This window comes from Paenibacillus sp. FSL P4-0113 (genome assembly GCF_038009305.1).
Lineage (GTDB): Bacteria > Bacillota > Bacilli > Paenibacillales > Paenibacillaceae > Paenibacillus > Paenibacillus polymyxa_D.
On the sequence record NZ_JBBPAZ010000001.1, the window covers coordinates 2,616,059 to 2,629,815 of the forward strand.

Sequence of the window (13,757 nt, forward strand, 5' to 3'; positions counted from 1 at the left end):
TTGAAAATCCAAGAACTAGGGAGGCATGTTAACACATGAATTCACGCGCCATATTAGTCAACTTGCTAGTTATTATCATTATTCTGGCAGGAGGTGGAGCCGCCGCCTATTACTACAATCAATCCGCCAACTACATAAAAACCGATAATGCCCAAGTGAGTGGACAAGCGGTTACCGTTGCCTCTCCAGGCGCTGGCAAGCTCACAGGCTGGAATGCTGAAGTTGGTAAAACCTACACCGCTGGAAGCACACTGGGTAATGTAGAAGGAGGCGGAAGCCGAATTAGCGTTACGATTCCAACCGATGGTACCATCGTGCAGCAATCTGCGGTCAACAACTCAATTGTTGGGGCAGGCACGCCTTTAGCGAAGGCTTTTGATCTAAACAATTTATGGATTACCGCCAATATAGACGAAACGGCTGTACAGGATCTTCAAGTAGGACAAACCGTAGATGTATATATTGATGCTTACCCGGATACGTCCCTGAGCGGTAAACTCGAAAAGATCGGCCTGGCGACCGCATCGACTTTTTCACTACTGCCCACTTCCAACACCACTGCCAACTATACCAAGGTGACGCAGGTCGTGCCTGTCAATATTTCCATTCAAGGTTACAAGGGGCTGGGTATTATCCCGGGAATGAGTGCGACTATCAGAGTTCACAAGTAGGGGGCTGTCATGGATCAAAAAATGTCCGTCGGACGTATTCTGTCCGTGCTGCTGCTAGGCGCCTTCATTTCGATTTTGAATCAAACGCTGCTTAACGTGGCCATTCCAAACTTAATGAATGATTTCAATGTGTCTGCCACAACCGTTCAATGGCTTTCCACCGGATATATGCTAACCAACGGGATTTTGATTCCTATCACTGCTTTTCTGATTGAGTCCTTCGGAACACGTGCGCTGTTCATCTCCGCGATGGGGTTATTTACTGCCGGGTCTGTCGTCTGTGCTGCCAGTACCGGCTTTGCGCCTATGCTGGTTGGACGTGTTATCCAGGCCAGCGGAGCAGGCATCATCATGCCTGTGGTGATGAACGTGTTCCTGACTGTGTTCCCTCCAGAAAAACGGGGCGCTGCCATGGGTACTATGGGAATCGCCATGATGTTTGCCCCGGCGATTGGACCAACTTTATCCGGCTATATTGTGGAGCATTACAGCTGGCGGCTGCTATTTTTACTTGTTATTCCGCTGGCGGTCATTGATATTCTGTTTGCCATACGCTGGCTCAAAAATGTATCCAAGCTAACGAAACCGAACTTTGACCTGCTGGGAACCGTCTTTTCCACCCTTGGGTTTGGCTTCCTGCTGTATGGCTTTAGTTCAGCTGGGGACAAAGGCTGGGGTAGCAATACAGTAATACTCACACTCGCTGCCGGGATTGTGTTTATTGTATTGTTTATCGTGCGCGAGCTGAACATGCTACAGCCGATGCTGGAGTTCCGTGTGTTTAAATATGATATTTTTACTGTATCAACCTTAGTCGGGGCTACCGTCAACATGACGATGTTTGGCGGTATGCTGCTGCTGCCAATCTATTTGCAAAATATACGCGGCTTTACACCGTTGCAATCCGGTCTGCTGCTGTTGCCGGGTGCACTGCTGATGGGTGTGATGTCACCCATATCAGGGGCAGTATTTGACCGTATAGGCGCAAGGCCGTTGGCGATCATTGGGCTGATCATTACGGCAGTCACGACATGGGAGTTCAGTCTGCTAACCGACGCCACCACCTACGGACATATTATGATCATCTATACGATTCGCAGCTTCGGAATGTCACTGCTGATGATGTCCGTCCAGACGGAAGGGCTAAACCAGTTGCCTCCCCATCTCGGTAGCCATGGTACAGCCATGTCCAATACAGTACGGCAAATTGCCGGGTCTATCGGTACCGCTTGGCTCATTACTGTAATGAGCAGCCGGACCACGATTCATGTAGCGGATTATGCGAATGTCGCTACCACCGCCAATGTTCCTTTAACCGAAGGGGTAGCACAGTTGGGACAAACCCTCGCGCAAACGGCGGGTATTTCAACAGAAAGTGGTTCATCGTTGGCGCTACAACAGGTGTACCGAAATGCTGTTACGGAATCGACGATCCATGGCATTAATGATGCCTTTATCATTGCTACAGGGATTGCGCTGGCAGGGCTATTGTTTTCCTTGTTCTTACGACGGTCTACGCCACGCCGAAGATAGACGTACAGCGTTGCGAGGCTGCAAAAGAAGGAGCATTCACCCCTTGAATTTTTAAGAGGATGAATGCTCCTTCTTGTGATTATTAGCCCTATGACCGTAATAAGCGCAGGCCATTCAAAATAACCAGTAATGTGCTACCTTCATGCCCAATAACCCCAAATGGCAGGGCTATATCTTGCACAAAGTTGCTGATCACAAGCAGCAAAATGACACTTACCGCAAAGATCATATTTTGTTTAACCACCCGCTGCGCCTTGCGGGCCAGTGCTACCGTCGGAGCAATCTCCTCGATTCCATCGTTCATCAGCACAACGTCTGCGACCTCCAGTGCGGCTCCGCTGCCATGCATCCCCATGCCTAGTCCTACGGTTGCCGCTGTCAACGCAGGAGCGTCGTTCACACCGTCGCCGACCATGACGACATGCCCGTACTGCTCCCGCAGCATGCGAATATGGCTGACTTTGTCCTCCGGCATTAAGCCAGCATACACGGCGTCAACTCCGGCCTGCGCCGCGATCACAGCGGCCGTTTCTGGACGGTCCCCGGTTAGCATGACAACCCGGATACCCTGCGCTTGCAGTCGTTTCACGGACTCTTGGGCCTGCGGACGCAGCTCGTCGCGTAGTGCCAGCATTCCGGCAATCCGATCATTCGCGAGGATGATGGATACGGTTTTGCCCTCAGCTTCCAGCCGGGCCCGACTCTCCATCCACTTTGGCTCTGCCAGAGAACCAGGTTCATCCAGTACATTTGTACGCCCAATTTTCCACTTCACCCCACCTATGATGCCTTCCATTCCCCATCCGGTGAGTGCCTGCACTTCTTCGGTTGGAAGAAGATCTCTCTGTCCCAAATCAGCTTCGGCTTTGGCTACAATCGCTCGCGCCAGTGGATGCAAAGAATAGCTTTCAATTGTGGCGACCATATGCAATAACTCATCGGCATCGTATTCTGCGGCGGTAATCCAATCCGTGACGACAGGTGACCCCATCGTTAACGTGCCTGTTTTGTCAAAAGCAACAACAGAAGTCAATGCCATATTCTCCACATGTGCACCACCTTTGAACAGGATGCCCCGTCGGGCACGGTTGGAAATGGCCGATAGCATTACTGGCATAATGGATGATACGAGCGCACAGGGGGAGGCCACGACGAGGAACACCATAGCCTTGTAAAACGCTGCTGCCCACGTCCAGCCTAATGCTATGGGTGCACCGGCAATGACGATCAGCGTGACAGCAACAACAATTCGAGCGTACACCGATTCGAACGTTTTAATAAAACGCTGGGAATCAGGAACTTCGGTCTGAGCCTCTTCCACCATACGAATGATTTTCGAAAATAAAGTGTTCTCTGAGGACTGACTAACCTCCACATATAGCACCCCTTCTCCATTAATGGTGCCCGCATATACCTCGTCACCTTCCACCTTATTTACCGGAATAGATTCACCGGTAATCGATGCCTGATTCACTGCCGAAACGCCCTTAGAGATTCGGCCGTCCGCCGGAATCAGTTCGCCCGGCTTCACCAGCAGCAGGTCGCCTGGCAACAGCTGCTCAATGCCGACCGTTTCGGTCCCCTCGCGAGACAAGCGCAAAGCCGTTTCCGGCTTCAACGCCATAAGCTCAGAAATATCCTTACTACTACGCTCGGTGGTATAGCTCTCCAGCGCACCGCTGAGTGCAAAAATAAAGATCAGCATGGCTCCTTCATTCCAATAGCCAATGGCCGCAGCTCCTAGGGAGGCAGCAATCATGAGCAGGTTAACATCCAGATCATGTTCTCGGATCAGTGTTTCGACTCCTTCCCTGGCTTTGGACCAGCCCCCAAGGGCATAGGACACCACATACAGAATGACCGATAGCCATTGCCACCAATGTGAGACTCCCCATGCCATCAACATCAGCAATCCACTACCTAGAGCAGCTTGCATCTCCTTGTTTTTCAGCATACTTTTAAGCTGAAATTGCGGCTTACGATTCGGACCGGGTCGTCCGCTGCCACTGTTTTTTGAAAGGGTTCGGTTAGAGGGAGACAATGTATCTTGTAATCGTTGAACAGCTTGCATCATGTCACGTTCCTTTCCATATTTTGTTCCTTGTACTAGCATCTCATTGAGAATGATATCCATTGTTAAGTGCCCTAAAATAGCACATGCTGCTTCGGGAAGCCCGAAGCAGCATGTTTAGCAAATGAGAATGATAATCATTTTTGCGTCTATACAATTATTTTGGTTTAGAGAAACTTTTGTTTTATTATATACCTTTTCTTTTCCACTTGTAAACCAGCAATGGTCTAAATAAAAAAAGATACCCGCGCAAACACCGCAGGTATCCTCCATATTTAGAGCATCCGATTCAGGATTTGCAAAAATCGATTCCAGTCGCTCCAAAGTGTAATATATAGACGAACTAGGCCATTTCGATCTATATTTTGTTCTTTGAAAATCGCTTATTGGATTTTTGCAAAATCCTCTATTACATGAATTCAGGTTATCTTCAGGCTAAAGGAAACTTCCACGCATGGTTGTGTGCAGCCCCAGAAGTGCGCTGACGATCTGCGGGCTGTTGCAGTCCCAAACGCGCAGCTGCAAGGCGTGCGGCGGGAACTGCTGTGTCCGGGCAAATGACCCCCGTCAGCTCATTCTCCCAGATCGAAATCCCATCCAGAGACTGGTTAATTTCATCTATTGCTACCCATAAAGGAAGCTCGGGCTTTACACGTCGAACAGCTTCCATTATGCATTTTATCGTATCACTAGTATTCTCATGACCATCGACACCGGGTGGAATCAACTGATCCTCAGTCCTAATATCATCGGATGGAGTTGGTATGACTTCTAAAATGACCGTATCGGCAAAACGTGTCAGATCTGCAGCTTGAGCCACCTGCTTGATATGTCGTGCACCCACTTTGGATATGTTATTGGGGTTGGCTGACTCCTCCGACCGTGCGGCTTCCTTGTTCCATGTTGGGCTTATGTTAGGCACCAAAGACGGGGCAACTGTCAAAAGCACGCCTACCCGATATGGAATGCACCGAAGACGTCCGCATAAGGTCTGCTCCGCAACGCCGTCAATCCAGTCTCGGGTTGCCCGGAATTCGTCCACGTCAGCCGGATTGCGTACCATAATCTCCAGCTTGGGTTCTCCCCCCTGCCGCACGCTCCGCAACGCCGCACGCAGTAATGCCTCCAGCTGCATATCTTGCAAGCTGCCAATACCCACTGCATTGTTCTGCTCCATTAGGGCAACAGTGAGTGGCGATCCGTTCAGAGACTCGAATAAGCCTTCATACTCTGTTTCCAGCAAGCTGATAATCCGGCGGGACAAATGCTCACACAATCCAGGCAGGCCAGATGCCTGGTTAAAGGTTTTGTACGTGTCAGATGCACGAGAGCCGGGAATAAGGATGGGGTCGGGCTCCCCGTCAGGGGCATGAATCGTCTGTCCAGACTCAGCTACGTCCAGATAGGCATAGCATAATTCCCCAACGCGGCCAGAGGCCTGTGACAAGGGGCCATGCAGAAGACTATAACCGTCGAAACTGCCTATTTCTGATGCTGTCTCTGTACTTATACGACTCATACTTGTAGGAGCATCGGCATAAATCCGTATGAAGGTACGTCTGTATTCATCGCTCCATTTTAGGAGTGTACCCATTGCTTGCCCAATATCGTTGCCGCTATTCAGCATCGTTTCCCCAAGTAATTCGGGATTCGCAGCCATCAAAGCCTCCGCTCGGCTGATTACGCCCTGCTCAGCTAAACCAACCAGCCAGCCCAACGGATCTTCCCCCTGCGTAGCAGATACTTCATGGCTGCCTGCCCTTAGCGTCTCCATAGCCAACCTCTGTGCAGCAGTCTCCATAACCGACTCTGGATCTTTGAGATCCCGGCTGTTTTTGCCGCCCAACAGCTCTGCGAATACATGCATCAGTTTAGCCTCCATGCTATTAATCCATCCTTTCTTCCGTCAGCAAGTTGGCACACACGAATTTGAGTACCCCTCCAAATAAGGAAAACGCTTACTCATAATGGAGCAACCGAATCTTACATGGGCCTTACTTGTAAAGCCCCTACCTTAACGTATTAGGCACGCCACGCATTTATACATCTGGGCACAGCTCCCCTACAACCCACAAGTAATCTCTATACTGCTGGTACAAGACCACTCGAAAAAGGAACCTATAAAATAAACACCCCCGGTTTTCACAGGATGCCTACATCCGATGTTAACCCGGGGGTGTTTATTTTTTACTCGTAAGAACGAACCTTCAATACACGCATCACATTCAATACGGCTAGCAATGTTACACCTACATCGGAAAATACAGCCTCCCACATCGTAGCAATACCGAATGCTCCCAGCGTAAGAAACACAGCTTTGACACCTAGTGCAAAAATGATGTTTTGCCATACGATACGACGTGTGCGCTTGGCGATATGGATGGCCGTAACCAGCCTTGAAGGCTCGTCGTTCATGATTACGATATCTGCCGCCTCAATCGCAGCGTCCGAACCCAAGCCACCCATCGCTACACCGACATCGGCCAGCGCCAGTACGGGTGTATCATTGATTCCATCGCCCACGAACAAAATTTTGTCGCTCGTTTTTTTACTTGCAGACAACTGCTCGATGGCTTCGGCTTTGTGCTGAGGTAACAGCTCTGCCCTTACTTCATCCAAACCCAGCTGTCGTCCTACAGCCTCGGCAACTGTCCGATTGTCACCCGTCAGCATGATGGTTTTCACCACACCCAACTTTTTCAGTGAAGTAACCGTTTGGGCTGCGTCTTCCTTAACCTCATCTGAAATCAGAATGCACCCGGCATACGTTCCGTCTACCGCCACATGTACGACCGTTCCTTCATCCAGCGTCCCTGCTTGCTGCGCCACGTTAAAAGCAACATGTTCCCGCTCCATCAGCTTGGCGTTCCCGGCTGATACCAGACGACCATCTATTTGTGCCTGAATCCCGTGACCGGATATTTCACTATACTGCTGAACCCGTTCTGCTCTGAGTTCTTTACCGTAGGATTCACGCAAAGATGCAGCAATAGGATGTGTCGAATGCAGCTCCGCCAAAGCGGCGGTTTCGAGCAGGGTTTCGTTTGTAAAATCCCCGGCAGGATAAATCCCTGTTACACGGAAAACACCTTTGGTGAGTGTGCCTGTTTTATCAAAAACAGCGTATTTTACATGATTCAGAGCTTCAAGATAATTCCCGCCCTTGATCAGAATACCTGAACGGGAGGCTGCCCCGATTCCCCCAAAGAAGCCCAATGGAATAGATACTACCAGCGCACATGGACAAGAAATAACGAGGAAAACAAGCGCACGGTACACCCAATCTGCAAATTGTGCACCTGGCACAACAAGCGGTGGAACAACCGCCAACAACAGCGCTACAATAACCACTACGGGAGTATAGTATCTGGAAAATTTCGTGATAAACTTTTCAGTCGGCGCTTTTTTGGCACTCGCATTTTGCACTAATTCCAAAATTTTAGAGACCGCGGATTCACTAAACTCTTTGCTAACCTCTACCGTTAGAAGCCCGTTCGTATTGATAAATCCACTCAACACGCTACTTCCCGGCTCCACAGTACGAGGCACCGATTCACCAGTCAACGCAGAGGTATCCACATGCGATTTACCATCTACAACTTTACCGTCCAGCGGGATCTTCTCGCCTGGCTTAATCACAATCAAATCCCCAATGCGAACGTCTTCTGGAGACACTCTCCGTACGGACTCAGCCGTCTTCAGGTTCGCATAGTCCGGTCTAATATCCATCAGATCACTGATGGATTTACGTGAACGGTTAACTGCAACACCTTGAAACAGTTCTCCGATTTGATAAAAGAACATGACAGCTACGCCTTCCGGGTATTCCCCAATCGCAAATGCACCAACAGTAGCCAGCGTCATCAGGAAGTACTCGTCAAAGGCCATTCCACGCACCAGACTGCGTGCAGCCTGCAAGACAACATCACCGCCAACGATGATATATGCCAGTAAAAATAGGGCCAGCTTGCCTACACCTTCGACAGGTAACCACCAGGCAACAGCCGCAACGACCGCACCAATAGCCAAACGCGCAATCATGCGGCGCATACCGTCCGTACCGTGATCATGCGTATGCCCAGCGTGGCTATCATCTCCATGCGAATGTGAATGAGCATGGGTGGATTCACCATGTTTGTGCTCTGCATGGTGGTTGTGATGCTCGTGTGTATGTCCTTCACCTTCATCATTATGCTCATGACCGCATGCACAATCCTCTACGCTATCTGATTGTACTGCACCAGCATGGCTTCGACTGTCTTCATGTAGGTGGCCCCGGGCACTTTTTACCACCATCCGAACATGTGGCTCAAGTCTATGAACCTTCCGTTCCGTCTGGCGAAAAACCTCTTCTTTTTGATCCGAACTTGTGGTCATCGTCAACGTTTTCGTAACAAAATTGACCGAGCAATCCATGACCCCTTCTATTTTACTGACTCCATTTTCAATCTTGAGCGCACAGTTGGCGCAATCCAAACCTTCCAAAATCCATTCATGCCGTTCCGTTCTTTTTAGAGCATCCATAATCATTGGCCTCCAATTAACTATATATGAGCAACTGTTCATATATTATTTATTAAGGTCATTATATTCAGGATCAGGGTCAAAAGTCAATGACATCTAGCCCTTTTTAACAAAAAAATCGACTTCAACGGACAAACGCCAAAAGAGCGCCAATCGCTTGGCGCCCTCTGTTGTTTTATCCCAAAAGATTATTGATGTGATATGTGTTGATGGGTTTGCAAAAAGATCTGCTCCACATGATTATCATCCAGTGAATAAAACACCGTTTTGCCTTCTTTGCGTCGTTTGACAATACGCAGGTTGCGCAAATAACGAAGCTGGTGGGATACCGCAGATTGTCCCATATTGAGCACCTGGGTCAGATCATGAACACACAGTTCTTTTTGTGCCAGGGCATAAATCAGCTTGATTCGTGTCGGGTCACCCAAAGCTTTAAACAGCTCCGACATTTTGTATGCGATGGAATCCTCAACAAGGGAAGATTTTATGCGCTCGATTTCCTGATCTGAACCGTGACAAGCCGGCTCGCAATCCAAAGCTTCCGTTTCAGAATTCATCCTTTTCACCCCGTGTATTTCGACTTGATGCTCCTATTATAGCAAATTCGTAGAGTTTACGAATAGCTTATATTACAGCTTGCCCTGTAACAGAAGACTTCCAAGTCTCAAATGCTTGCCTAACGCTATAGCTTTACAGTACATAAAGCTTAATTCAGCGTCTTTAATACTTCATCACTGTAAGGAATAATTTCTTCTATTTGTTGATCACGTAACTTCACCGCAAACGCTGGATCAACCAGCAAAGCACGTCCAACCGCAACCAGATCAGCTTCCTCTCGTTCTACTTGCCCCACGAGTTGTTCTAATCTTGCCTCTACACTACTGGATTGTTCGGTTTGACGATTATTATTTTTTTCAAAATCACTCAAAAACGCCTTCTCCAAGCCAATGGAGCCTACAGTAATAACTGGCTTACCTGTTATCTTTTTCGTCCAAGCTGCCAGGTTTAGATCGGACCCTTCAAATTCCGGTTCCCAAAAACGGCGGCTTGAGCAATGGAATACATCCACTCCTGCCTTCACTAATGGAGCGAGAAACTGTTCAAGTTCCTGAGGTGTCTGTGCCAGCTTTTCTTCATAGTGGTACATCTTCCACTGGGAGAATCGCAGTATAATTGGGAAATCCGGCCCTACTGCACGACGACAAGCCTCAATGACCTCCACCGCAAACCGAGTACGCTGGACCAGATTGCCTCCATATTGATCGGTACGCTTATTCGTTTTGCCCCAGAAAAACTGATCAATTAAATAGCCATGTGCTCCATGGAGCTCAATACCGTCAAAACCCACTCGCTGGGCATCGGCAGCGGCCTGAGCATAGGCTGCGATAATATCAGCAATCTCGGTCTCGGTCAACGGCTCAACTACCTTTTCACCGGCAGGAGAAATACCGGACGGACCGACAGGCAATGCCTCGGGATTCGGTTGGTTATCCGCACCTATTTGGCGAGCTGTACCCACATGCCAGAGCTGCGGTATAATCTTGCCACCTACCGCATGAACCTCCTCGACTACCTTGGCCCACCCCTTTAATCCCTCACCATAAAAATTAGGAATGCTGGTGTGCTCTACAGCTGCGGGATGATTAATAGCAGTTCCCTCCGTAATAATCAAACCAACCGCATTTTCTGCACGCCGACGATAATACATCACCACGTCAGGCCCTGGGATACCTTGAGGAGAAAAATTTCGTGTCATTGGCGCCATAACAATCCGATTGGGAAGAGTTAAATTACCTGCCTTAAAAGGTTTAAACAGTAATTCTGTGTTCATTACTTTTTCCTCCGCTCTCCACTAGTATTATCGTTTTCACTCTACTGTTATACAATTCCATTTTACACATATGTAAACTTGAGTTCAAGAAACCACAGTTTTAATTTTAATAAGCTACACAAAAAAAGAAGAAGCGGTTCTAAGTCCGCTCCTTCTTTCCTAATTAGTTTGTACTTGTGTGATTTTTAGTGTGCTACCATGTTGTATTCCATAATCCATACTGAACCACCAACGACGGTCAACAGGATCACTACACCAAGAATCAAGGTCATAACATTCCAACGTGGTCCATTGCTTTCACGGATGTGCATGAAGAAGAAAAGCTGAACCAGAAATTGCAGCACTGCCGCGGCTAAAATAACAACCATGGTCGAAGTGCGGCTCAACATATGATTCATCACCACGAAGAGAGGAATGATGGTCAGTACGATGGACAGAATAAACCCGATAACATAGGATTTCACTGAACCGTGAGAATCATCATGACCATGCGAACCCGCTCCTGATTGATGCTGTGCCATCTACATCACCCCCATCAAATAGACGACTGTCAGCAAGAAGATCCAGACAGCGTCCAAAAAGTGCCAGTACAAGCTCAATGCCGAAACTTTCCCCTTCGTCTCTGGTGTAAGCCCGCGTTTTTTCAACTGGAACATGAGTCCAATCATCCAAACCAGACCTAACGAAACGTGAAGTCCGTGCGTTCCGACTAGAGTGAAGAATGCCGACAAGAACGCACTGGTTCCAAAATTGGCTCCTTCGTGTACCATTTCAACAAACTCGTAAACTTCAAAACCGATAAAACCAAGACCCAGGATCGCTGTTACGATTAACCAGCTGATTAATCCCTTCATGCTTCCTTTGTTCATAGCCAACACAGCCAGACCACTTGTGAAGCTGCTCGTGAGCAAGAGGAACGTTTCAATAATAACGCCCGTCATGTTAAACAGCTCTGCGCCACCTGGTCCTCCGGCCGTGTTATTCCGAAGGACAACGAAGGTTGCGAACAAGGTACTGAACAGGATTACGTCCGTTACGAGGAAGATCCAAAAACCAAGCATCTTCAGCTCTTGCGGATCGTGATGCCCGTGGTCATGATCATGGCTGTGATGTGCTGCAGCTTGTGCCATTATACAGACCCCCTTATTGCCGCTTCCGTGCGTTTTACTTCATCCGCAGGGATATAGTAGTCGCCATCGTAGGAGAAGAACGAACGGCAAATCATACAAATTGCCACACCGATCAGCCCTGGAATATAGAAGAACGACCATCCGAATACGAACCCGAAACCTGCAATGAAAAAGAATACCGACATAATGAATGGAATCGCCGAGTTTTTCGGCATATGAATCGCTTCAATTGGCGGTTGCTTTCTGAAAATACCTTTTGCACGTTTATCTTTTTCTGCCCACCAGTCATCACGTTCTTCTACTTGTGGAATGGTAGCAAAATTGTATTCCGGTGCAGGTGAAGGTATCGACCATTCCAACGTATGGCCACCCCAAGGGTCGCCTGTTGTATCCTTCAGCTTGCGGTAATTCTTGATGCCCAGAAGAATTTGAAGAACCTGGAACAAGAACCCAATCCCCATCAGGAATGCCCCAACGGTCGAAACGAGGTTAAGCGGCTGCCAGCCGGTATCCCAGCCATAAGTGCTCAGACGACGCGTCATACCCATCAGACCGAGAGAATATTGTGGAATAAAACATACATAGAAACCGATGTTCCAGAACCAGAAAGCCCATTTACCAGGCGTTTCAGGCAATGTGAAACCGAACATTTTAGGCCACCAATAGTACAGACCTGCCAAGTAACCAAACACTACACCACCAATCAGAGCGGAGTGAAAGTGAGCGATCAAGAAGTAACTGTTATGGAACTGGAAGTCAGCAGGCGCTACAGACAACATGACGCCCGTCAAACCAGCAATCAAGAAGTTCGGAATAAAAGCAATTGACCACATCATAGGGGTCTTGAATGTAATCTTACCCCGATACATCGTGAACAGCCAGTTAAATACTTTAACCCCTGTCGGTATAGCGATAACCATCGTCGAAATCGCAAAGAATGCATTAACATCTGCGCCTGATCCCATCGTGAAGAAGTGATGCGCCCAGGTGAAGAAGGACAGGATCGCAATCATGAACATAGCGTAAACCATGGATTTGTAGCCAAACAATTTCTTTTTGGAGAATACACTGATGACCTCGGAATAAATACCGAAGGCAGGCAAAACTACAATGTATACCTCAGGGTGACCCCACATCCAGATCAAGTTGATATACATCATCGGGTTACCGCCGAAATCAAGCGTAAAGAAGTGTCCTCCTCCAAAGCGGTCAAGGAACAGCAATGCCAAAGTAACCGTCAGAATCGGGAATGCGAAAATGATAATAACACATGACGAAAATACGGACCACGTAAAGACAGGCATTTTCATCCAAGTCATACCAGGTGCACGCATTTTAATAATGGTCACAATAAAGTTGATCCCCGTAGCCAATGAACCTATACCAGAAATCTGAATACCCCAGATATAGAAGTTCTGACCGACGCCAGGACTAAATTGCAGTTCTGAAAGCGGTGGATAACTCAACCACCCTGCATCTGGCGAACCGCCGATAACAAAGGACAAGTTGAACAACATCGCTCCCATAAAGAAAAGCCAAAAGCTCAATGCGTTCAGGAAAGGAAACGCAACGTCGCGCGCACCAATTTGAAGGGGTACGGCGATATTAAACAAACCAAACATCAACGGCATCGCCATAAACAGGATCATGATCGTGCCGTGAGTTGTGAAAATCTGATTGTAATGCTCAGGATGCAGAAGTGTCACATCCGGTGTAGCCAGTTGAACACGCATCAATAATGCATCCACGCCTCCGCGGAATAACATCAAGATGGCCGCAAGAATATACATAATACCGACTTTTTTATGGTCAACAGTAGTCAACCAGTTTTTCCAAAGCCAGCCCCATTTTTTGAAATAAGTGAGCACAAACACGATCCCGATCGTCGCTAATGCGATGGAGACGTCCGCTCCATAGATCATTGGGTCTCCAGTAACGAAGAAAGTGGATGCAAACTCTTTTATTTTGTCAAGCATTGGGGGCCTCCTTCCTTATAA

At 48.2% G+C, this 13,757-nt stretch carries 10 protein-coding genes; 2 read left to right on the forward strand and 8 right to left on the reverse strand.

Annotation, left to right across the window (positions count from 1 at the left end; all coding sequences use genetic code 11):
* Nucleotides 1-35: 35 nt before the first annotated feature.
* Both MKX46_RS11200 and MKX46_RS11205 read left to right on the forward strand, forming a co-directional pair.
* The gene (locus tag MKX46_RS11200) at nucleotides 36-671 is read left to right on the forward strand and encodes an HlyD family secretion protein (protein ID WP_025724158.1); all 636 of its coding nucleotides are present in this window, start codon (nucleotides 36-38) and stop codon (nucleotides 669-671) included.
* A gap of 9 nt (nucleotides 672-680) precedes the next feature.
* Complete coding sequence (locus MKX46_RS11205; protein ID WP_341071240.1) at nucleotides 681-2,204, forward strand: DHA2 family efflux MFS transporter permease subunit; 1,524 nt, start codon at nucleotides 681-683, stop codon at nucleotides 2,202-2,204.
* Between the two features lie 88 nt (nucleotides 2,205-2,292).
* Here MKX46_RS11205 and MKX46_RS11210 read toward each other — a convergent pair whose 3' ends face one another.
* The 8 genes from MKX46_RS11210 to MKX46_RS11245 all read right to left on the reverse strand — a co-directional run bounded on the left by MKX46_RS11210 (nucleotide 2,293) and on the right by MKX46_RS11245 (nucleotide 13,736).
* Nucleotides 2,293-4,275 carry a heavy metal translocating P-type ATPase gene (locus tag MKX46_RS11210; protein ID WP_049817084.1) on the reverse strand — a complete coding sequence of 661 codons (1,983 nt, stop codon included), beginning with the start codon at nucleotides 4,273-4,275 and terminating at the stop codon, nucleotides 2,293-2,295.
* Nucleotides 4,276-4,705: 430 nt separating this feature from the next.
* Nucleotides 4,706-6,157 carry a PEP-utilizing protein gene (locus MKX46_RS11215; protein ID WP_029519225.1) on the reverse strand — a complete coding sequence of 484 codons (1,452 nt, stop codon included), beginning with the start codon at nucleotides 6,155-6,157 and terminating at the stop codon, nucleotides 4,706-4,708.
* A gap of 305 nt (nucleotides 6,158-6,462) precedes the next feature.
* Nucleotides 6,463-8,799, reverse strand: coding sequence for a heavy metal translocating P-type ATPase (locus tag MKX46_RS11220; RefSeq protein WP_208332610.1), 2,337 nt, complete (start codon nucleotides 8,797-8,799; stop codon nucleotides 6,463-6,465).
* Nucleotides 8,800-8,987: 188 nt separating this feature from the next.
* Entirely contained in the window at nucleotides 8,988-9,356 is a 369-nt protein-coding gene (locus MKX46_RS11225; RefSeq protein ID WP_007432172.1) for an ArsR/SmtB family transcription factor, read from the reverse strand.
* A gap of 149 nt (nucleotides 9,357-9,505) precedes the next feature.
* Entirely contained in the window at nucleotides 9,506-10,630 is a 1,125-nt protein-coding gene (locus MKX46_RS11230; protein WP_318628083.1) for an NADH:flavin oxidoreductase, read from the reverse strand.
* Between the two features lie 185 nt (nucleotides 10,631-10,815).
* On the reverse strand, nucleotides 10,816-11,151 hold the full coding sequence (cyoD, locus tag MKX46_RS11235) for a cytochrome o ubiquinol oxidase subunit IV (protein ID WP_029519230.1): 336 nt from the start codon (nucleotides 11,149-11,151) through the stop codon (nucleotides 10,816-10,818).
* Nucleotides 11,152-11,760 (reverse strand): cytochrome o ubiquinol oxidase subunit III, encoded by a 609-nt coding sequence (cyoC, locus tag MKX46_RS11240; RefSeq protein ID WP_013373104.1) that lies wholly within the window; start codon nucleotides 11,758-11,760, stop codon nucleotides 11,152-11,154.
* The gene (locus MKX46_RS11245) at nucleotides 11,760-13,736 is read right to left on the reverse strand and encodes a cbb3-type cytochrome c oxidase subunit I (RefSeq protein WP_025723659.1); all 1,977 of its coding nucleotides are present in this window, start codon (nucleotides 13,734-13,736) and stop codon (nucleotides 11,760-11,762) included. The genes cyoC and MKX46_RS11245 overlap by 1 nt, the downstream gene beginning before the upstream one ends.
* Between the last annotated feature and the right edge of the window lie 21 nt (nucleotides 13,737-13,757).

Coding starts and splice junctions, on each gene's coding strand:
- MKX46_RS11210 (WP_049817084.1), bottom strand. CDS start 4,275: ATGCAAGCTGTTCAACGATTACAAGATACATTGTCTCCCTCTAACCGA.
- MKX46_RS11225 (WP_007432172.1), bottom strand. CDS start 9,356: ATGAATTCTGAAACGGAAGCTTTGGATTGCGAGCCGGCTTGTCACGGT.
- MKX46_RS11245 (WP_025723659.1), bottom strand. CDS start 13,736: ATGCTTGACAAAATAAAAGAGTTTGCATCCACTTTCTTCGTTACTGGA.
- cyoC (WP_013373104.1), bottom strand. CDS start 11,760: ATGGCACAAGCTGCAGCACATCACAGCCATGATCATGACCACGGGCAT.
- MKX46_RS11230 (WP_318628083.1), bottom strand. CDS start 10,630: ATGAACACAGAATTACTGTTTAAACCTTTTAAGGCAGGTAATTTAACT.
- MKX46_RS11205 (WP_341071240.1), top strand. CDS start 681: ATGGATCAAAAAATGTCCGTCGGACGTATTCTGTCCGTGCTGCTGCTA.
- MKX46_RS11220 (WP_208332610.1), bottom strand. CDS start 8,799: ATGGATGCTCTAAAAAGAACGGAACGGCATGAATGGATTTTGGAAGGT.
- MKX46_RS11200 (WP_025724158.1), top strand. CDS start 36: ATGAATTCACGCGCCATATTAGTCAACTTGCTAGTTATTATCATTATT.
- cyoD (WP_029519230.1), bottom strand. CDS start 11,151: ATGGCACAGCATCAATCAGGAGCGGGTTCGCATGGTCATGATGATTCT.
- MKX46_RS11215 (WP_029519225.1), bottom strand. CDS start 6,157: ATGGAGGCTAAACTGATGCATGTATTCGCAGAGCTGTTGGGCGGCAAA.